Source organism: Plantactinospora sp. A48, from assembly GCF_055793945.1.
This window is the reverse complement of sequence record NZ_JBTIXF010000006.1, coordinates 67,515-86,991: the sequence shown is the minus strand read 5'-3', so window position 1 is coordinate 86,991 and position 19,477 is coordinate 67,515. Positions and strand designations below refer to the sequence as shown.

Annotated in this window: 17 protein-coding genes; 6 read left to right on the top strand and 11 right to left on the bottom strand. The window is 74.1% G+C overall.

The annotated features are described in order from the left end of the window. Positions 1-105: 105 nt before the first annotated feature. Positions 106-549: a hypothetical protein gene (locus ACXN5W_RS05450; protein WP_473157035.1), complete on the top strand. Its 444-nt coding sequence runs from the start codon at positions 106-108 to the stop codon at positions 547-549. A gap of 111 nt (positions 550-660) precedes the next feature. Here ACXN5W_RS05450 and mnhG read toward each other — a convergent pair whose 3' ends face one another. The 7 genes from mnhG to ACXN5W_RS05415 form a co-directional block, all read right to left on the bottom strand. Further along, positions 661-1,104, bottom strand: coding sequence for a monovalent cation/H(+) antiporter subunit G (gene mnhG, locus ACXN5W_RS05445; RefSeq protein ID WP_473157034.1), 444 nt, complete (start codon positions 1,102-1,104; stop codon positions 661-663). Further along, positions 1,101-1,361, bottom strand: a complete 261-nt coding sequence (locus ACXN5W_RS05440; RefSeq protein ID WP_473157084.1) for an MrpF/PhaF family protein — start codon at positions 1,359-1,361, stop codon at positions 1,101-1,103. The genes mnhG and ACXN5W_RS05440 overlap by 4 nt, the downstream gene beginning before the upstream one ends. Positions 1,362-1,363: 2 nt before the next feature. Further along, on the bottom strand, positions 1,364-1,939 hold the full coding sequence (locus tag ACXN5W_RS05435; protein ID WP_473157033.1) for a Na+/H+ antiporter subunit E: 576 nt from the start codon (positions 1,937-1,939) through the stop codon (positions 1,364-1,366). Further along, positions 1,936-3,618 (bottom strand): Na+/H+ antiporter subunit D, encoded by a 1,683-nt coding sequence (locus tag ACXN5W_RS05430; protein WP_473157032.1) that lies wholly within the window; start codon positions 3,616-3,618, stop codon positions 1,936-1,938. The genes ACXN5W_RS05435 and ACXN5W_RS05430 overlap by 4 nt, the downstream gene beginning before the upstream one ends. Further along, a complete protein-coding gene (locus ACXN5W_RS05425) occupies positions 3,615-4,082 on the bottom strand; it encodes a Na(+)/H(+) antiporter subunit C (RefSeq protein ID WP_473157031.1) in 468 nt (155 codons plus the stop codon). The genes ACXN5W_RS05430 and ACXN5W_RS05425 overlap by 4 nt, the downstream gene beginning before the upstream one ends. Then, positions 4,079-7,249: a Na+/H+ antiporter subunit A gene (locus ACXN5W_RS05420; protein ID WP_473157030.1), complete on the bottom strand. Its 3,171-nt coding sequence runs from the start codon at positions 7,247-7,249 to the stop codon at positions 4,079-4,081. Before ACXN5W_RS05420 ends, ACXN5W_RS05425 begins: the two co-directional genes overlap by 4 nt. A 231-nt stretch (positions 7,250-7,480) precedes the next feature. Next, on the bottom strand, positions 7,481-7,813 hold the full coding sequence (locus ACXN5W_RS05415) for a hypothetical protein (protein ID WP_473157029.1): 333 nt from the start codon (positions 7,811-7,813) through the stop codon (positions 7,481-7,483). Positions 7,814-7,967: 154 nt separating this feature from the next. Here ACXN5W_RS05415 and ACXN5W_RS05410 point away from each other — a divergent pair, with 154 nt between their 5' ends. Then, positions 7,968-12,656 (top strand): Lhr family ATP-dependent helicase, encoded by a 4,689-nt coding sequence (locus ACXN5W_RS05410; RefSeq protein WP_473157028.1) that lies wholly within the window; start codon positions 7,968-7,970, stop codon positions 12,654-12,656. A gap of 115 nt (positions 12,657-12,771) precedes the next feature. On the opposite strand, the gene ACXN5W_RS05405 is transcribed toward ACXN5W_RS05410, so the two are convergent. The 3 genes from ACXN5W_RS05405 to ACXN5W_RS05395 all read right to left on the bottom strand — a co-directional run bounded on the left by ACXN5W_RS05405 (position 12,772) and on the right by ACXN5W_RS05395 (position 15,507). After that, a complete protein-coding gene (locus ACXN5W_RS05405) occupies positions 12,772-13,593 on the bottom strand; it encodes an SAM-dependent methyltransferase (RefSeq protein WP_473157027.1) in 822 nt (273 codons plus the stop codon). Positions 13,594-13,712: 119 nt separating this feature from the next. Then, positions 13,713-14,366: a PadR family transcriptional regulator gene (locus ACXN5W_RS05400; protein WP_473157026.1), complete on the bottom strand. Its 654-nt coding sequence runs from the start codon at positions 14,364-14,366 to the stop codon at positions 13,713-13,715. A gap of 211 nt (positions 14,367-14,577) precedes the next feature. Continuing rightward, on the bottom strand, positions 14,578-15,507 hold the full coding sequence (locus ACXN5W_RS05395; protein ID WP_473157025.1) for an LLM class F420-dependent oxidoreductase: 930 nt from the start codon (positions 15,505-15,507) through the stop codon (positions 14,578-14,580). A gap of 167 nt (positions 15,508-15,674) precedes the next feature. Between ACXN5W_RS05395 and ACXN5W_RS05390 the strand changes: the two genes are divergently transcribed. The 4 genes from ACXN5W_RS05390 (at position 15,675) to ACXN5W_RS05375 (ending at position 18,573) form a co-directional block, all read left to right on the top strand. Next, entirely contained in the window at positions 15,675-16,463 is a 789-nt protein-coding gene (locus tag ACXN5W_RS05390; protein ID WP_473157024.1) for an SAM hydrolase/SAM-dependent halogenase family protein, read from the top strand. Between the two features lie 193 nt (positions 16,464-16,656). Further along, complete coding sequence (locus ACXN5W_RS05385) at positions 16,657-16,899, top strand: CPCC family cysteine-rich protein (RefSeq protein WP_473157023.1); 243 nt, start codon at positions 16,657-16,659, stop codon at positions 16,897-16,899. 18 nt (positions 16,900-16,917) lie between these two features. Further along, positions 16,918-17,712: a DNA-formamidopyrimidine glycosylase family protein gene (locus tag ACXN5W_RS05380; RefSeq protein WP_473157022.1), complete on the top strand. Its 795-nt coding sequence runs from the start codon at positions 16,918-16,920 to the stop codon at positions 17,710-17,712. A 165-nt stretch (positions 17,713-17,877) separates the two neighbouring features. Then, the gene (locus tag ACXN5W_RS05375; protein WP_473157021.1) at positions 17,878-18,573 is read left to right on the top strand and encodes an MBL fold metallo-hydrolase; all 696 of its coding nucleotides are present in this window, start codon (positions 17,878-17,880) and stop codon (positions 18,571-18,573) included. A 116-nt stretch (positions 18,574-18,689) separates the two neighbouring features. On the opposite strand, the gene pspM is transcribed toward ACXN5W_RS05375, so the two are convergent. Next, positions 18,690-19,463, bottom strand: a complete 774-nt coding sequence (pspM, locus tag ACXN5W_RS05370) for a phage shock envelope stress response protein PspM (protein WP_473157020.1) — start codon at positions 19,461-19,463, stop codon at positions 18,690-18,692. Positions 19,464-19,477 lie beyond the last annotated feature (14 nt).

Below are 19,477 nucleotides of genomic sequence, written 5' to 3'. Positions count from 1 at the left end.
TCGGGCGCTTCCCCCTGGGTAGTGCATCGACGGGACGACCGGGGTCAGCCGATGGCCCACGGTGCGCCGGGGACTCGCGGCGCACGACGAGACGGGGAGGTCGACATGACCGAGCGGCGCGGCATCCGATCCGCGGGCCGGGCCGCCGTGCGAGGGGCCGTCGGGGCGATGAGCATGTCCGGGATGCGCCAGGCGACCACGGCGCTGGGTTTGATCGACAAGACGCCTCCCGAGTCGGTGCTGGAGAAGACCGCCCCGGGGCTGTTCCACCGGGTGCCCCCGGAGCGCCGGCCCGCGCTGGTCGAGGCCGCGCACTGGACGTACGGTGCCGCCGGTGGCCTGCTGTACGGCATACTGCCGCGTGGGCTGCGCCGACGCCCCTGGGCCGGACCGCTGTACGGGGTGCTGTTCTGGACGGCGTTCCAGACGCTGCTGGCGCCGGCGCTCGGCATCCACCGCGAACACGGCGGCACCGCCCGGCGACTGGCCGAGCTGACGGACCACCTGCTGTACGGCGTCGTGGTCGGCATCGTCCCGCTGGACGAGTGATCGGAATCCGGCGACGGACCCGGGGGGCCCCGCCGCCCCGCACCCGGCAACCCGGCGACCGGTTCCGACCGGGCCGGTAAGTCACCCGGCGAAGGGTGCCGACCGGGCCGGTCAATCACCCGGCGAAGGCTCGCGACCACCGCTCCAGCGGTTCCGCGCGGTCGGCGAGGCGGCCAGGTCGTCGACGTCGAGCAGATCCCGGCGGACCTTGCCCGACCGGTACGCGGCCCGCCCGATCATCTGGCCGGCCACCGGCGCCGTGACCAGTTGGAAGAGGGCCACCAGGGCCAGCATGCCCAGATCGGCGGCGTCCGGTAGTCGCAGCGCCAGCCCGAGCAGGACCAGCAACACCCCGAGAACCTGCGGCTTCGTCACCGCGTGGATCCGGGACAGCACGTCGGGAAACCGGATCAGGCCGATGGCGGCGAACAGGCTGAGCAGGCCACCGCCGACGAGGCAGACCGCCGAGCACACCTGCGCCACTCCGCCGGCCGGGAAATCACCGGCCGAGAGACCATCGGCCGAGAGACCACCAGCCAGGAGACCGCCGGTCACGACTCCTCCCCGGCGGAGAACCGGACCGCGGCCACCGAGCCGACGAAGCCGAGCAGCGAGAGCACCACCAGGATGGGCAGCGTGGTGGCGTGCCGGTGGATCGCCGCCTCGGTGCCGACCGCGGCCACCATCAGCGACATCAGCGCCTCGGCCGCGACGATCCGATCGAGTACGGCCGGGCCGCGGGCCATCCGGGCCAGCGCGAGCAGCGCCGCGGTGGACAACAGCACCGCCACGACGATTCCCAACAGTGTCATCGTCACCGGTCCAGGTCCCTCCCGTCGGGATCCGATGCCAGGGCGGCCAGTTCCGCGCGGGATCCCACGGCGCGGACCAGCCGGTACTCCAGGTCATGGACCCGCCGGCGGTTCTCCGCCACGTCCGCCGTGCGCCCGGTGTCCAGGATGTGTACGAACAGCGTGCCGCTGGCCCGTTCGACGTCCACGATCAGCGTGCCGGGCACCAGCGACAGCGCCTCGGCGACGAGCGTGAGGTTGAGATCGGTCGGGACGCGCAGCCGTACCCCGACGATCGCCGACCGGGGCGGCGGGCCGGGCCGGACCGCGACCAGGCTGAGCCGGGCGCTCGCCAGGACCAGTTGGGCTCCGAACCGGGCCGCGAAGGTGAGCACGGCCAGCGGCCGTACCCGGCCGGCGTAGGTCACCGGCGGCAGCGGATAGAACACCAGCACCGCCACCGCGACCAGCGCCCCGCCCACGGTGTTGGCCCAACTGAACTCGCCCCAGAACAGGCTCCAGACGACGGTCAGTACGACCACCGCGACCGCCCACTCACGCCAGCGGTTCCGCCTGGACGCCGGCGCGGACGGGGTCACGGCACACCGCCCGGGAACACCGCCTCGACGTACGGGCCGCGCTGCCGCAGTTCCTGGGCGGCGTCTCCGGCCACCCGGTAGAGCGGCCCGGCGAACACGGTGAACGCGAGGCCCAGCCCGACCAGGGCAGCGGTGGCCCCCACCATCGTCCGGGGAACATGTCGCTGCGCCGGCCGGGTCGCTTCCGGCCCGGCCTCCGCGCCCGGCCCCGGAACAGCCGACAGGTCACTCATCGGGCCACCCGGAGCCGACCCGCCCGATCGGTCATCCGGCGCCGGACCAGCCACCGGGCCGGTCGGCTCCACGATGATGCGGCCCGCCGGGTCGACCAGTTCCACCGGCTCGGCCTCGGCCGGTACGGCGGCCGCCGCCGGCCGCCAGAACGCGAGGTTCCAGACCCGGATGACGGCGTAGAGGGTGAGCAGGCTGGTGAGGCTGCTGGCGGCGACCAGCGCCCAGGGCAGTGGACCACCCCGCGCCACGCCCGCCTGGATCAGGCCGAGCTTGCCGAGGAAGCCGGACAGCGGTGGGATGCCCGCGAGGCTGACCGCCGGCACCAGGAACAGCACGCTCAGCAGCGGCGCGGACCGGGCCAGTCCGCCGAGCCGGTTCAGGTCGGTGCTTCCGGCCCGCCGCTCCACCAGGCCGGCGGCGAGGAACAGGGTGGTCTGCACGGTGATGTGGTGCAGCACGTAGAAGATCGCTCCGGCCAGTCCGGCCACCGAGGTGAGCGCCACGCCGAACAGCAGATATCCGATGTGGCTGACCAGGGTGAACGACAGCAGCCGTTTGATGTCCATCTGCACCAGCGCGCCGAGGATGCCGACCAGCATGGTGAGCAGCGCCAACGCCAGCAGCAGGTTGGCCACCCGGCCGTCGGGGAACAGCAACGTCTCGGTGCGGATGATCGCGTAGACGCCGACCTTGGTGAGCAGCCCGGCGAAGACCGCGGTGACCGGCGTGGTGGCGCTGGGGTAACTGTCCGGCAGCCATGAGGAGAGCGGGAAGACGGCCGCCTTGACGCCGAAGGCCAGCAGCAGCATCACCTGGAGCACCAGCCGCAGATGATCGGGCAGGGCGTCCAGTCGGACGGCCAGCTGGGCCAGGTTCACCGTGCCGGTGGCCGCGTAGATCAGGCCGACAGCGGACAGGAAGATCACCGAGGAGAGCAGGCTGACCACCACGTACGTGGTACCGACCCGCAGTCGGGACTCGGTCCCGCCCAGCATGATCAGCACATAACTCGCCGCCAGCAGGACCTCGAAGCCGACGAAGAGGTTGAACAGGTCACCGGCGAGGAAGGCGTTCGCCACGCCGGCGGTCAGTACCAGGTAGGTCGGGTGGAAGACCGACACCGGTGTCTCCTGGTCACCTGCCTGTCCCTGGCCGATGGCGTAGCAGAGCACCGCCAGGGTGACGGCCACGGAGACCACCAGCATCAGCGTGGCCAGCCGGTCGGCGACCAGCACGATGCCGGCCGGCGGGGCCCAGCCACCGATCGCGACCACCAGGGTGCCATGTCGGGCCGTAACTCCGAGCAGCACGGCGGAGACGGCCAGGGTCGCGGTCAGGACGATCACGCTCACCGCGCGTTGGATCCGGGGACGGCCGGCCAGGACCAGCGTGACCGCCGCCCCGAGCAGCGGCAGCATGACCGGAAGGACGACGAGGTTCCTCATCGGCGGCGGTCCCTCCGCCCCGGGGTGGCGGGCAGCCCGTCCAGGTCCACCTGTTCCGGATCGTCCACCCCGGTCTCGGGGCCGGTCTCCGGCTCGGGCGTCTGATCGCGTCGGGCCAGCTCGACGATCCGCCGGTCCTCCGGGTCGTCCTGGACCTCGTCGTCGCCCCGGACCTGCCAACTTCGGTACGCCACGGCGAGCAGCAGCGCGGTCACCCCGAAGGTGATCACGATGGCGGTGAGCACCATGGCCTGGGGCAGCGGATCGCTCATCCCGGCCGGCTCGGTGACGCCGACCACCGGTGGCCCGCCGGCCCGCCCGGCGAGCAGGATCAGCAGGTTCAGGCCGTTGCCGGTCAGCACGATGCCCAGGACCACCCGGGTCAGGCTGCGTTCCAGCAGCAGGGTGACGCCGGTGCCGAAGAGCACCCCGACGACCAGCACCAGTACGAACGACGGTCTCATCGGGCCTCCTCTGCACCGCGGATGACCGGACCCCGTTTCGCCCCGGCGGCCAGCGGTGCCGCGCCATCCGCCGACGCCGGGCCATCCGCCGACATCGACCCACCAGCCGATGCCGACCCACCGCCCGGCGCCGGGCCAGCCGTCGGTACGGGGCCCCCGTCGGTCGGTTCGGGTCCTCCCCCGGTCTCGATCTGCCGGTCCACCTCGGCGCCCAGGCTGCGCAGGATGTCCAGCACCAGACCCACGACGACGAGATAGACCCCGATGTCGAAGAACAGCGACGTCACCAGGTGCAGGTCGCCGATCAGCGGCAGGTGCGGGTCGACCACGGTGCTGCGCAGCGCCGAACCGCCGGCCACCAGCGCCAGCAGTCCGGAGCCGACCGAGGTGGCCAGGCCGACCCCGAGCAGCACACCGGCGTCCAGCGGTGCCGCGTCGTCCAGCTCGTACCGACCGCCCGCCAGGTACCGGACGGCGAGGGCCAGACCGGCGACCAGGCCACCGGTGAAGCCGCCGCCCGGCGCGTTGTGTCCGGCGAACAGCAGGAAGATCGAGAAGAGCACGATGATGTGGAAGACCAGCCGGGTGACCACCTCGAAGACGATCGAGCGCCGACGGCTGCTCAGCGTGCTGCCGCCGCGCAACCACACCCGCTCACGTCCCCGGTGCGCCGGGGCGCGGTCGGCGCCGACGGGTGGCGCGGTCGGGTGCCGGCCCAGTGGCTCGGTCGGGTCCGGCAACTCGCGCCGGCCGGGCCGTCGGGCCCGGGTGGGCCGTACGAAGATCAGGCTGGCCACGCCCGTCGCGGCGACGACCAGCACGGCCAGCTCGCCCATCGTGTCCCAGGCCCGGATGTCGACCAGGGTCACGTTCACCACGTTGCGGCCGTGCCCGCCGTGGGTGGCGAGCGCCGGGAAGTCGGTCGATATCGATACCGCCGTCCGGCCGGTGGTGGCCGTCACCGCCAGCCCGGACATCACCAGGCCGACCGCCACCCCGATACCGCGCCGCAGCCACCTGCTGCGCCGCACCGGCCGGGCCGAGAAGGCGGTCGGTAGCCGGCGGAGCACCAGCACGAACACCACGATGGTGACCGTCTCGACGAGGAACTGGGTGAGCGCCAGGTCCGGAGCGCCGTGCATGATGAACAGCAGGGCCGTGCCGTACCCGGTGACTCCGACCAGCACCACCGCGCTGATCCGGCGGCGGGCTCGCACGGCGAGCAGCGCGGCGACCACCAGCACCGCGCCGGCGACGGCCTGCGCGGGCCCGTCCCAGGGCCGGACATCGACCGGCCACGGTCCACCGGCCAGCAGCATGCCGCCGGCCGACACCACCAGGACGGTGAGGATGGTGCCGAGGTACTGCGGCAGCGAGCCGCGTTGGGTCGCCCCGGTCACCTCACTCGCCAGCCGGCCCAGCAGGTGGATCACCCACCGGTACGCCTGGGCACCGGACACCGGCGCGCGCAGCCGGATGACCAGCGGGTTCAGCCGGCCGCGGACCGCGAACAGGGCCGCGCCGACGGTCAGGGCCAGGGCCGACAGGCCGAGCGCCGGGGTCCAGCCGGGCCAGAGCGCGAGGTGGTAAGCCGGCCCGGGAAACTGATCCGGGTACGGCGCCAGCAGCCGGTCCAGCCGGCCGGACAACGGGCCGAGCAGCAACCCGGCGCCGGCCAGCACGGCGGGCGGCGCGAGCAGCACCGGGCCGGGCGGATGAACCAGCTCGGGCGGATGCCCGGGACCGGGTCGGTGACTCGGACCGGCCTGGTGGATCGGGCCGGCCTGGTGGATCGGGCCGGCCCGGTGGATCGGGCCGGCCCGGTGGATCGGGCCGGCCTGGTGACTCGGACCGGCCTGGTGGATCGGGCCGGACTGGCGGTCTGGCCGCCCGCCGAAGGCGCCCCAGACGAAGCGGGCGCTGTACGCGACGGTCAGTGTCGCGCTCGCGAGCACGGCGGCCAGCAGCGCCGGCTGGTCCAGCAACGCGTGTACCGCCGCCTCCTTACCGACGAAGCCCAGCAGTGGTGGGACACCGGCCATCGACGCCGCCGCCAGCACCGCGCTGGCGAGCAGCACCGGCATCCGCCGGCCCAGACCGGTCAGCCGGTTGATGTCCCGGGTGCCGGTGGCGTGGTCGACCACGCCGGCCACCAGGAACAGCGCGGACTTGAACAGCGCGTGTGCCAGCAGCATCGCCAGCCCGGCCAGCGCGGCGGCCCGGCTTCCGGTGCCGGTCAGCACCATCAGCACGCCGAGTTGGCTGACCGTGCCGTACGCCAGCAGCAGCTTGAGATCCACCTGGCGCAGCGCGGTCCAGCCGCCGGTGAGCATGGTGACGACGCCCAGGACGTAGAGCACCGGATGCCAGGCCGGCACTCCGGCGAGACCGGGCGCGAGCAGCGCCACCAGGTACACGCCGGCCTTCACCATCGCCGCCGCGTGCAGGTACGCCGACACCGGTGTGGGTGCGGCCATCGCGGACGGCAGCCAGAAGCTGGTCGGGAAGATCGCCGACTTGGTCAGGGCGCCGGCCAGCACCAGCGGGACCGCGACCGTCGCGGCGGCCCCGCCCGGCGGACCGCCGGCCAGGATCTGCGACCACCGGTACGTCCCGGCGGCCTGGCCGAGCACGACGAATCCGACGAGCATCGCCAGGCCACCCAGGGTGGTCACCACCAACGCCTGGGTGGCGGCCTGCCGGGTGGCCCGCGTCACCGGGTTGTGCCCGATCAGCAGGAACGACAGCACGCTGGTCAGCTCCCAGCAGACGTAGAGCAGCAGCAGGTTGTCCGCCAGCACCAGGCCGGTCATCGCGCCGGCGAACCCGAGGAACGTGGCGGCGAACCGGCCGAGGCCCGAACGCTTGGCGGGGAAGTACCGGGCGCAGTAGACCAGGACGGCCGCGCCGACCCCGCCGACCACCAGGAGCAGCAACCAGGACAGCGTCGTGACCCGCAGCGCCAGGTCGAGGCCGAGCCAGGAGACCCACCGGTACGTCTCGACGACCGCACCGCCGTCCCGGACGGCACCGGTCCGGGCGACCGCCCAGCCGAGGGTCGCGGCCGGCACCGCCGCCAGCACGGCGCAGGCGGTCCGATCCCACCACCGGACCAGCACCGGCGCGACCAGCGCGGCGGCCAGGTGGAGGACCAGCAGGACGAGCATGCGGCTCCGATCACGGGTACGGGTCACCGCGCTCTGCGCGCAGCGTCGGCTACGACGAATCACACGGCAGTTGAGCGGGCGGCGGACGTCATTCGCCGAATCCGCCCGGACGGTGGACCGGGCACGCCCTCGAAAGACGGTGGACCGGGCCGGGCCGACGAGGGGCGGTACGGCGGCCGGGCCCGGTGGCCGGAGCCTGGATCGGTCAGTCGGGCGTCCGGTCCGGCAGGCTCAGTGGGACACCCGGTCCACCAGGTCGGGCCGGCCCAACCGGCGCGCGGTCTGCTCGATCAGCACGACGGCGAGCGCGAGGGGGTGGGCCGCGGACTGCCGGTGGCGGCGCGGCGCGCGGACGAAGCAGTGGACCGCCACCCGGACCCGGGCCCGATCGGCGGCGCTCGCCTCCGCGGTGAAGACAACCAGTTCCCGCAGGCAGTCGGCCAGTCGCCGGGCGAGGTCGAGATCGGCCGCGGTCAGCACGGATCCGAGCACCGTGAGGTGGTGGTCGACCATCCGGATGAGCACGTCGGCACCGGGCGAGGAGGTGCGCCCGATGACGGCCATCCACCCTCCTCATGCCGGTACACGCTGCGTTGCGGGAGAAAGTACGGTAAGTACCGGCAGGTGGGCAAGAAGTTAAGCCATAATTAATGCTTTTCATCCGTTTATCCGGAAGCCTCACCGGGGCCGATGGGGATTGTCGGACCCACGGGGCAGGATGGGGAGCGTGCATGAGGCGCTGACCGGATTCGGCGCGGCGACCCGGGAGTGGTTCGCCGCCTCCTTCGCCGCGCCCACCGATGCCCAGGTCGGGGCGTGGCAGGCGGTCGGCGCCGGTCGCAGCGCCCTGGTCGTCGCGCCCACCGGTTCCGGCAAGACCCTCGCGGCGTTCCTCTGGTCGCTCGACCGACTGGCCCGGGAGCCGGCGCCGGCCGACCGGCAGCACCGCTGCCGGGTGCTCTACGTCAGCCCGCTCAAGGCGCTGGCGGTGGACGTCGAGCGCAACCTACGGGCGCCGCTGGCCGGCATCCGGCACGCCGCGGTCCGGCTCGGCCTCACCCCGCCCGAGATCACCGTGGGGATGCGCACCGGAGACACCCCGGCGGACGAGCGGCGGGCGTTCGCCCGAACCCCGCCGGACATCCTGATCACCACGCCCGAGTCGCTGTTCCTGTTGCTCACCTCGGCCGCGCGAGAGTCGTTGCGCGGGGTGGAGACGGTGATCGTGGACGAGGTGCACGCGGTGGCGGCCACCAAACGTGGGGCCCATCTCGCGCTGTCGTTGGAGCGGCTCGACGACCTGCTGTCGGCGCCGGCGCAGCGGATCGGCCTGTCCGCCACCGTCCGGCCGGTCGACGAGACCGCCCGGTTCCTCGGCGGCTCCCGGCCGGTCGACGTGGTGCAGCCGCGCACCGCGAAGACCATCGAGGTCAGCGTGCAGGTTCCGGTCGAGGACATGACCCGGCTGGACGAGGTGACCGAGCCGGTCGACGACGAGTTGGGCGGGCCCCGGCGGACCTCCATCTGGCCGGCCGTCGAGGAGCGGGTCTATTCGCTGATCCGGGCGCACCGGTCGACCATCGTGTTCACCAACTCCCGGCGCGGAGCGGAGCGGCTGTGCGCCCGGCTCAACGAGTTGGCGGCCGAGGCGGCCGACAGCGGGTCCGCGGCCAGCGGCGGGTCCGCGGCCGACAGCGGGTCCGCGGCCAGCGGCGGGTCCGAAACGACGGGAGACGCAGCCGGGCCGACCGGAGACGGAGCCGGACCAACCGGCGGCGGGACGGGGTCGTTCGGCGCCGTTCCGAGGGCCGGCGCGACGGGTCGCCGGCTGCCCGCGGAGATCATGGCGCAGTCCGGGGCGGCCGAGGGTGCCCCGCCGGTGATCGCCCGGGCCCACCACGGCAGCGTGTCGCGGGAGGAACGCAAACACATCGAGGAGGCGCTCAAGTCCGGCCAGTTGCCGGCCGTGGTGGCCACCTCCAGCCTCGAACTCGGCATCGACATGGGCGCCGTCGACCTGGTGGTGCAGATCGAGGCTCCGCCCAGCGTGGCCGCCGGACTGCAACGGGTGGGCCGGGCCGGCCACCAGGTCGGCGCGGTCTCCCGGGGGGTGGTGTTCCCGAAGCACCGCGGTGACCTGCTCTCCTGCGCGGTGGTGGCGGACCGGATGGCCGAGGGTGCCATCGAGGAGCTGCGTTACCCGCGCAACCCCCTGGACGTGCTCGCGCAGCAGGTCGTGGCGATGGTCGCGCTGGACCAGTGGCGGGTCGGGGACCTGGCCGCGCTGGTCCGCCGGGCCGCCCCCTTCGCCGAGCTGCCGGATTCGGCGCTCACCGCCGTACTCGACATGCTCTCGGGGCGGTATCCGTCCACCGCCTTCGCCGAACTGCGGCCCCGGCTGGTCTGGGACCGCGTCGCCGACGTGCTGGCCGGCCGGCCCGGCGCGCAGCGGCTCGCCGTCACCAGCGGCGGCACCATCCCGGACCGGGGCCTGTTCGGGGTGTTCCTCGCCGGCGCCGAGCGGGCGGCCCGGGTGGGCGAGCTGGACGAGGAGATGGTCTACGAGTCGCGGGTCGGCGACGTGTTCCTGCTGGGCTCGTCCTCGTGGCGGATCGAGGAGATCACCCCCGATCGCGTGCTGGTCTCCCCCGCGCCGGGGCAGGCGGCCCGGATGCCGTTCTGGAAGGGCGACGCGCTGGGCCGGCCGGTGGAGCTGGGCCGGGCCATCGGGGCCCGGCTGCGCGGGCTGGTTCGCGCCGACGACGCGACCGCCCGGTCGAGCCTGATCGGGCACGGGCTCGACGACTGGGCCGCCGGCAACCTGCTTGGTTACCTGCGGGACCAGCGGGAGGCCACCCGGGCCGTCCCGGACGACCGGACGGTGGTCGTGGAACGCTTCCGGGACGAGCTGGGTGACTGGCGGCTGGCCGTGCACTGCCTGCTCGGGGCCCGGGTCAACGGCCCTTGGGCGCTGGCCATCGGCCGCCGGCTCGCCGAGCGGTACGGCGTGGACGCCCAGGTCATGCCGTCCGACGACGGGATCGTGGTCCGGCTGCCGGACACCGCCGAGGATCCACCCGGCGCCGAGCTGGTGGTCTTCGACCCCGACGAGATCACCCAGCTGGTCGAGGAGTCCGTCGGCACCTCGGCGATGTTCGCCGCCCGGTTCCGCGAGTGCGCCGCCCGCGCCCTGCTGCTGCCGCGCCGTGACCCCCGCCGCCGGCAGCCGCTGTGGCAGCAGCGCCAGCGGGCCGCCCAACTGCTCGACGTCGCCCGCGAGTACGCCGACTTCCCGATCACCCTGGAGGCGGCGCGGGAATGCCTCCAGGATGTCTTCGACCTGCCGGGCCTGGTCGGCCTGATGCGCGACCTGGCCGGCCGGAAGGCGCGGCTGGCCGAGGTGGAGACGCCCCGCCCGTCACCGTTCGCCCGGTCGCTGCTCTTCGGCTACGTCGGCGCGTTCCTCTACGAGGGCGACTCCCCGCTCGCCGAGCGGCGGGCCGCCGCGTTGGCCCTGGATTCCACCCTGCTCGGTGAGCTGCTGGGCCGGGTCGACCTGCGCGAGTTGCTGGACCCGGCCGTGGTGGCCGAGACCGAGCGCCGGTTGCGGTGGCGCACCGAGGAACGCCGGGCGCGGGACGCCGAGGACGTGATCGAGCTGCTCCGGCTGCTCGGCGACCTGACCGAGGCTGAGCTGGCCGAGCGGGGTGTCCGACCGGAGTGGTTGACCGGGCTGGAATCCGCCCGGCGGGTGCTCCGGGTACGGATCGCCGGCCAGGAGCGCTGGATCGGGGTCGAGGACGCCGGTCGGGTCCGGGACGCGCTCGGGGTGGCCCTGCCGGTCGGGGTTGCCGAGGCGTACCTCGCCCCCGTGCCGGATCCGCTCGGTGACCTGGTCGCCCGGTACGCCCGGGGACACGGGCCGTTCGCCGCCGCGACCTGCGCGGCGCGGTTCGGGCTCGGGGTGTTCGTGGTGGAGCAGGCGCTGCGCCGGCTCGCCGCTACCGGTCGGGTGGTCGCCGGCGAGTTCCGGCCGGACGGCGCGGGCGCCGAATGGTGCGACGCCGAGGTGCTCCGGTTGCTGCGGCGGCGGTCGCTGGCGGCGCTGCGCCGGGAGATCGAACCGGTGCCGCACCGGGCGCTGGCCACCTTCCTGCCGCGCTGGCAGCAGGTCGGTTCCTCGGCTCGGGGGGTGGACGCGGTGGCCGCCGTGGTCGAACAGCTCCAGGGCGTCGCCGTGCCGGCCTCGGCGCTGGAACGACTGGTGCTGCCGGGTCGGGTGGCCGACTACTCCCCGGCCTACCTGGACGAGTTGTGCGCCAGTGGCGAGGTGCTGTGGGCCGGCTCCGGTGCGATCGGCGGCGGCGACGGTTGGGTGACCCTCGCGTACGCGGACGTCGCCCCGCTGCTGCTTCCCGGGCCGGACGACACGCTCGCGCTGACCCCGCTGCACGAGGCGGTGCTGGGCGCGCTGGCGGACGGTCAGGCGCTGTTCTTCCGGGCCCTCGCCGAGCGCAGCGGGGCGGCCGACGACGCCGCGCTGGTGGCCACGCTGTGGGACCTGGTCTGGGCCGGACGGCTGACCAACGACACCCTCGCCCCGCTGCGGACCGCGCTCGGCGGTGGCGGGGCACACCGCACCCGGTCCACCGGCCCGCGTACCCGTTACCGCCGGCCCGGCCGGGCGCTGCCCACCCGCACCGGACCGCCGACGGTGGCCGGCCGGTGGTCGCTGCTGCCGGACCGGGACACCGATCCGACCCGCCGCGCCGCCACCCTGGCCGACGCCCTGCTGGAACGGCACGGGGTGCTGACCCGGGGTGCGGTGATGGCCGAGGGTGTGTCCGGCGGCTTCGCGGCCGTCTACCCGGTGCTGTCCGCGCTGGAGGAGCGCGGCGCGGCCCGGCGGGGTTATTTCGTGGACGGGTTGGGTGCCGCCCAGTTCGCGGTGCCCGGGGCGGTGGACCGGATCCGGGCGCTGGCCGAGCCGGGGCCGGGCCGGGCCGGGTCGGGACCCGCGCTCGTGCTGGCCGCGACGGATCCGGCCAACCCGTACGGCGCGGCGCTGCCCTGGCCGGAGCGGGTGGTGGACTCCGGCGACGGCGAACCGGTGCCGGCCGCCGGCCACCGGGCCGGGCGGAAGGCGGGCGCCCTGGTCGTGCTGTCCGCCGGCGATCTCATCCTGTACGTCGAGCGGGGCGGCCGGACGATCCTGTCCTTCACCGACGACCCGGACACGCTCGCCGCCGCCGCGAAGGCGCTGGCCGACGCCGTGCATTCGGGCGCGCTCGGCGCCATCTCGGTGGAACGGGCCGACGGCGGCGCGGTCCGGTCGACGCCGCTGGCCGAGGCGCTCACCGCCGCCGGTTTCCGGGCCACCCCGCGCGGACTGCGGCTACGCGGCTGACCGGGACTCGTCGGGCCACCCACCGCTGACCGTTCCGAGCCACCGGACGGCATCGCGGTCGACTTCCCGGCGACCTGTCGGGTCCTGCGGTCGCGTCGGAGACAGACGAAGCTGGTTACCGTACCCGGGCGACCACGCCGAGCACCGACACGTCGGCCGGATCCGGCCGGTAGGGCTCGACCGCGCGCCACTCGCTGACCGGCACGATTCCCGGGCTCTCCACGTCGAGCCCGGCGACCAGTGTCGCAAGCTCGCCCCGGCTGCGCGGGAACACGTCGATCCGGCCGCTGGCCAGCAACGTGTCGTACGCGGCGGCGTCGTCCGGACTCAGAAAGTCCTTCGTGGCGTTGCTCGCGGCCACATAACTGCCGGCGGGCAGAGCCGACAACAGACGCCGCACGATCCGGGTCACCTCGTCGTTGCCCGGAATGAAATGCAGCACCGCGATCAGCATCAGCGCGACCGGACGGCCAAGGTCGATGGTCCGCCGCAGGTCCGGATGCGCCAGGATGCCCTCCGGGTCCCGCAGGTCGGCCTCCAGGTAGCTGGTCATGCCCTCCGGGGTGCTGGTCACCAGCGCGCGGGCGTGCATGCCGACCATCGGGTCGTTGTCCACGTACACCACCCGGGCATCCGGGGCGATCGTCTGGGCGACCTCGTGGGTGTTGTCGGCAGTGGGCAGTCCGGTACCGATGTCCAGGAACTGCCGGATGCCGGCCTCGCCGGCCAGGAACGTGGTGACCCGCTTGAGGAACTGGCGGTTCTCGATCGCGGCCGTCCGGATGCTGGGCCACGCCGCCGCGATCTGGTCACCCGACGCCCGGTCGGCGGCGAAATTGTCCTTCCCACCGAGCCAGTAGTTGTATCGGCGGGCCGGGTGCGGGATCGAGGTGTCGATGGTCTGGTGCGGTCGCCTGCTCGAGAATTGTTCGCGCACGCCGGTCACCTCTCCCGTCGTCGCTCCGCGTGGCCGCCGGAGGCGCGGTCCAGTGTAGAGAGCACCGGCGGGCCCGGCCACCCCGCGTATCCCGATCCGCCACGGTCCGCGATGGCAGGTCAGCCGTCGGTCGGTGATTCCCCGTCCAACAGGCGCCGCCACTCCTCCGGCTGCTCGCCCGTGGCGTGATAGCCGCGCCACTCGGCCATCCCCGGCATGGTCTCCTCGGTGAGGTCGGTCAGCAGCGACCGCACCCAGGACAGCTCGGCCTCGCGCATCGCCAGCGCGTACTCCGTCTCGATCAGGAACAGCCGCCCGACACCGGCGGCCCCGAGGCGGACCAGTTCCGCCCGGCCCGCGACCAGTTCGGCGTCGAGCGCGGCAATCCGCCGGCGGAGCAGCTCGACCACCTCGTCCGGCGGCAGCACGCCGAGCACCGACAGCGCCGCTTCGAACCGGGACTGCTCCTGCACCGGCACCGCGACCAGCTCGGTCAGCCAGTCCCGCAGTTCCGCCCGGCCGGCCTCGGTGATGGCGTACTCGGTCCGCTCGGGCCGGCGACCGGCCCGGCCGCTGGCGGTGGGGGCGATCAGCCCGTGCTTCTCCAGGTTGCCGACCACGGTGTAGAACGAGCCCCACTTGATCGACATGTCGCGTTCCTTGCCGGTCCGGCGCAGCACGCTGGCGATCGCGTACGGGTGCAGCGGGCGGCCGGGCGCGAGCATGGCCAGTACGGCGAGGGCGAGCAGGTTGCTCACCTTGCGTCGCGCCACCGCAGCCTCCTTCGTCGGACCACCCGGGATGTCCGGGTGCCGGGACCGGCGCGGGCGGCGCCCCGGTCCCGGCACCCGGACACCCATACTCGTTGGCGAGTATACGGATCCAGTTCCTCCACGCGGGCGAGCGGGCCGGCGGCACGGCAGGCCGGCAGGGCCCGGCAGCCGCCTGGCGAGCCCGTGACCGTCGCGGGTTCCCGCCGACGGGTCAGAGCCGGGGTGCCACCTCGGCGGCGATCAGATCGAGATGGTCCAGGTCGGACAGGTCCAGCACCTGGAGGAAGAACCGGGTCGCGCCCAGGTCGGCGTACTCCCGCAGTTGTTCGACCACCTGGGCGGGCGTACCGACCACGCCGGCGCCGGACGAGCGCACCTCGGCGGGGTCGCGCCGGATCGCGTCAGCGCGGCGCCGCACCTCGGCGTCGGTGGCGCCGCAGACCACGGTCAACGTCGCGGAGAACACCGGCAGCTCGTCACGACCCGCCTCGGCGCAGGCCCGCCGGACAGCGTCGTAGCCGCGCCGTACCTGCTCGGGCGGGCTGAACGGCACGTTGAACTCGGCCGCGTACCGGGCGGCCAACCGGGGAGTCCGGGTCGGGCCCTTGCCGCCGATGATGATCGGTGGGCCGGGCTGCTGGACCGGCTTCGGCAGGCCGGGCGACCCGTCCACCGGGTAGTACCGACCGGGATGACTGAACGTCCCACCCGGCTTGGTGGACCAGAGGCCGGTGATCACCTCAAGCTGTTCGGTCAGCCGGTCGAACCGCTCACCGACCGGTGGGAACGGGATGCCGTACGCGGAGTGCTCCTCGGCGAACCAACCCGCGCCCAGGCCCAGTTCCACCCGACCGCCGCTCATGGCGTCGACCTGGGCCACGCTGATCGCCAGTGGGCCGGGCAGCCGGAACGTCGCCGCGGTGACGAGCGTGCCGAGCCGGATCCGCTCGGTCTGCACCGCGAGCGCGGCCAGGGTCAGCCAGGCGTCGGTCGGACCGGGTAACCCGGCACCGCCCATCGTGAGGTAGTGGTCCGATCGGAAGAAGCCCTCGAAACCGCAGTCCTGGGTGTGCCGGGCGACCCGGAGCAGATCGTCGTACGACGCGCCCTGCTGGGGCTCGGTGAAGACGCACAGTCGCATGGCCCCACTCTGCCAGCCGGCCCGCAGGTCCGCCCACCGGCGGCCGGAGCCGGCGGCGGACGGACGGCGACAGGCGGTGGCCCGCGCCGACGGCGGACGGACGGCGACAGGCGGTGGCCCGCGCCGACGGCGGGTGGGTGGGTGACGGCCCGCGCTACCGTTCCGGCATGGCCGGGTACCCATGGATCAGTTTCACCACCGACTATGGCCTCTTCGACGGCTTCGTGGCGGCCTGCCACGGGGTGATCGCGCGGCTGGCGCCGGACGTCCGGGTGATCGACGTGACCCACCTCGTCCATCCCGGTGACGTCACCCGGGGCGCCGCCGTCCTGGCCCAGACAATCGGCCACCTGCCGGCCGCCGTCCACCTCGCGGTGGTCGATCCCGGCGTCGGCACCGCGCGCCGGGCGGTGGCCGTCGAAACGCCGGGTGGCCTGCTCGTCGGGCCGGACAACGGGCTGCTGCCCTGGGCGGCCGACGCCCTCGGCGGCATCCGGGCCGCGGTGGAGCTGACCAACCAGGACTGGTTCGGCCCGACTGTGTCGCGCACGTTCCACGGTCGGGATGTCTTCGCGCCGACCGCGGCCCGGCTCGCGGCGGGGGCGCCGCTGGCCGACGCGGGCGACCCGATCGACCCGGCGGGGCTGGTCCGGCTGCCCGAGCCGGTGGTGGCGTCCGGAGACGGCTGGTTGGAGGCCGAGGTGCTCACCGTGGACCGGTTCGGCAACGTGCAGCTCGCGGCCCCGGGCCGGACGCTGGCCGGACTCGGACCGGTACTCCGGGTTGGCGAGGTGCCGGCGGTGCGTGGCGAGACCTTCGGCTCGGCACCCGCCGGCGGTCTCGTGGTCTACGTCGACTCGGCCGACAAGGTGGCCGTGGCGGTGAACGGCGGCCGGGCAACCGTGGTACTCGCCGTAACGCCTGGAGACATCGTGCGGATCGTCACGCGGCGATGACCGGCCCCGGCCTGACCTCCAGGCCACCGGGCCGTGCTGGACCTGGCCGCCGGGCCGTGCTGGACCTGGCCGCCGGGCCGTGCTGGACCTGGCCGCCGGGCGGCCGTCGGGGCGGCCGATCCGTGCGGAGTCGGCCACGACAGGCGGGCGCGGAGCGTCCCCGATCACGTTGCGCTGTGAAATGCTTACCGATGTGGGCAAGCACTCCATCGACCTCGATGTCTGTCCGTGCTGCGGCTACCGCACCGGGTACGCCACCTGCCCGGTCTGCTCCTGGACCAGCGACGGCCCGGCGGACGCCGACCCGGACGTGGTGCGTGGCGGTCCGAACGGCACCCTGAGCCTGTCGCACGCTCGACTGAACTTCCAGCTCTACGGCACGAGCAACCCATGGCATGGCGGGGACGGGGTGCCCCGGTGGGAGGAACCGAACTGACCGGGGCAGGATGAGCCGGTGCCCGAGGGTGACACCGTGTGGAACACCGCCCGCGTCCTGCACCGGGCGTTGGCGGGTGGTCGGCTGACGGCCAGCGACTTCCGCGTGCCGCAGCTCGCCACCGCCGATCTGACCGGCGCCACCGTGCTGGGGTCGGTCAGCCGGGGCAAGCACCTCCTGCTGCGGTTCCGGACCCCGGTGGACAACCGGGACCTGACCCTGCACTCACACCTGCGCATGGACGGGGCCTGGCGCGCGTACGCCTCGGGTGAGCGCTGGGCGGCCCGGCCGGCGCACCTGATCCGGGTGGTGCTGCGTACCCCGGACACCGTCGCGGTCGGCTACCACCTGCACGACCTGGCTCTGGTGCCGACCGACGAGGAGGAACGGTTGGTCGGCCACCTCGGTCCGGATCTGCTCGGCCCGGACTGGGACGCGGCCGAGACGACCCGCCGGCTGGCCGCCGACCCGGACCGGGAGATCGCCGAGGCGCTGCTCGACCAGCGCAATCTGGCCGGGGTGGGCAACCTCTACAAGAGCGAGCTGCTGTTCCTGCGCGGCGTTTCGCCGTGGGCGCCCGTGGGCGGGGTACGCGACCTGGCCGGGCTGGTGGCACTGGCCCAGCGGCTGCTGGCGGCGAACCGGGGCCGGTGGACCCAGAGCACCACCGGCGCGCTGCGGCGCGGCGAGACAACCTACGTGTACGGCCGGCAAGGTCTGCCATGTCGCCGGTGCGGCACCCCGATCAGCAAGCGGGAGCAGGGCGAACGGGTCACCTACTGGTGTCCGCACTGCCAACCCGGGCCCACCTGACCCGGGCCCTCATCGCCCCGGCCCACCCGGCCCTGGCCCCGTCATCCCCGGCCCACCTGCGTCAGGCCTCATCGCCCCGGGTCAACCTGGCCGTCGCCCTCGGGGTTGATCTGGCCCAGGACCGCCGGACCCGTGCCGGCCGGGCCGTCGGGTTACCGTCCGACGATGCGCCTCACCGTGATCGGCTGCGCCGGTTCCGCCCCCGCCCCGGACTCGGCCTGCTCGTGCTACCTGGTCGAACATGAGGGCTACCACCTGCTGCTCGATCTCGGGGCGGGCGCCTCCGGTCCGCTCCAGCGGTACGTCGACCCGGGCGACATCGACCTGGTGCTGCTCTCCCACAACCATTCGGACCACACGGCGGACGCCACGCAACTCTGGCGGCTGCGGGTCGAGTCGGCGGCGCCACCGTTGCGGATCATCGGCCCGTCCGACCTGAACGAGGTGTTGCGGACCAATCCGGACGCCTTCGACACCTCGGCTGCGGTGTCCGGGCCGCTGACCCTCGGCCCGATCGCGGCCCGGCTGTCCCGGGTGGACCATGGCGAGTGCTGGGCCGTGCGGCTCGGCGACGCGCTCTGCTACACCGCCGACACCGGTCCGTGCGATGCGATCGACGAGCTGGCGGCCGGCTGCCGGGTGTTGCTCGCCGAGGCGTCCGGCTCGGACGTGGACGGCCCGATCCGGGATCATCTGACCGCCGGCGACGCCGGCCGGCTGGCCGCCCGATCCGGCTCGGAGCTGCTGGTCCTCACCCACCTGAGAGCCTGGCAGGATCACCGTGCGCTGCTGGCCGAGGCCGCGACCGAGGCGGACTGCCCGGTGATCCTCGCCGTCCCCGGGCTACGGCTGGCGCTCTGACCGGCCGCCCCACGCCGGGCAAGGCCAACACAACTTCGGCGAGGTTGGGGGGTCCAAGTGGATCTGATGCCCCGACACCGCCGAACTTGTGTTGATCAAGCCGGGGTAGGGCCGGGTCAGTGCGCGGCTCGGGGTCGCTGCTCGGCGGAATCCCGGAACTCGGCCAACCCGGCCGCGACGCCGTGCAGGAAGTCGCTGGCCTCGGTCAGCCGGGAGACCGAGGGGTGGTCACCGACCGGGCTGGCCTCCTCGGCCACGTACCCGGCCGCGGCGGCCACCAGCCGCTCGTACGCCGTCACACCGCTGTCGAACTGCCCGAGCAGCCGCGCGTGTGCCGTCGTCAGCGATGCCCGGGACTCCTCCGGGGCGATCTTCACGGCCCGTTCGATCTCGGCCACCCGGCGGCCCAGGTCGCGCAGCGACCGCTCGGCTGTCGCCGCCTCCGCCAGGGCCTCGTCACCGGCGCCGGTGAGTCGGCCGGCGAGCCCCGCCAGCGCCTGCGCGGCGCGATCCAGCCGGTGCCACGGGCGGGCCGCCGCCGAGCCGCGCAGAGCCAGCCGGGCCCGCTGCCGGCGTACCTCGTCCAGCGCGGCCCGGCCGGACGGCAGCCGCTCGACGCTCGCGATCAGCCGGGCCTGGGTCTGGGCCGGGGACTCGGCCGGGGGCAGCGGCTGGCGGGCCAGGGCGCGCAGGTCGGCCCAGCGCCACAACGCGAGCACCGTGGAGCCACCCGCGGCCGCCGCCCAGACCGCGTCCGGCAACCCCACGCCGTGGTACGGGGTGAGCACCGCCGTCGCGCCGCCGAGGGTGCCGGCCAGCGCGCTCCAGCGGCGGGCACCCCGACGCAGCCTGCGCAGCTGACGCAGGTAACGGGCCCGCTGGTCTGCCACCTGGCGTCCCGGTG

Excerpts from the sequence above, each read along its gene's own strand:
- ACXN5W_RS05450 (WP_473157035.1), top strand. The coding sequence starts at position 106 with ATGACCGAGCGGCGCGGCATCCGATCCGCGGGCCGGGCCGCCGTGCGA.
- ACXN5W_RS05440 (WP_473157084.1), bottom strand. The coding sequence starts at position 1,361 with ATGACACTGTTGGGAATCGTCGTGGCGGTGCTGTTGTCCACCGCGGCG.
- ACXN5W_RS05430 (WP_473157032.1), bottom strand. The coding sequence starts at position 3,618 with ATGAGGAACCTCGTCGTCCTTCCGGTCATGCTGCCGCTGCTCGGGGCG.
- ACXN5W_RS05425 (WP_473157031.1), bottom strand. The coding sequence starts at position 4,082 with ATGAGACCGTCGTTCGTACTGGTGCTGGTCGTCGGGGTGCTCTTCGGC.
- ACXN5W_RS05420 (WP_473157030.1), bottom strand. The coding sequence starts at position 7,249 with ATGCTCGTCCTGCTGGTCCTCCACCTGGCCGCCGCGCTGGTCGCGCCG.
- ACXN5W_RS05415 (WP_473157029.1), bottom strand. The coding sequence starts at position 7,813 with ATGGCCGTCATCGGGCGCACCTCCTCGCCCGGTGCCGACGTGCTCATC.
- ACXN5W_RS05410 (WP_473157028.1), top strand. The coding sequence starts at position 7,968 with ATGGGGAGCGTGCATGAGGCGCTGACCGGATTCGGCGCGGCGACCCGG.
- ACXN5W_RS05395 (WP_473157025.1), bottom strand. The coding sequence starts at position 15,507 with ATGCGACTGTGCGTCTTCACCGAGCCCCAGCAGGGCGCGTCGTACGAC.
- ACXN5W_RS05390 (WP_473157024.1), top strand. The coding sequence starts at position 15,675 with ATGGCCGGGTACCCATGGATCAGTTTCACCACCGACTATGGCCTCTTC.
- ACXN5W_RS05375 (WP_473157021.1), top strand. The coding sequence starts at position 17,878 with ATGCGCCTCACCGTGATCGGCTGCGCCGGTTCCGCCCCCGCCCCGGAC.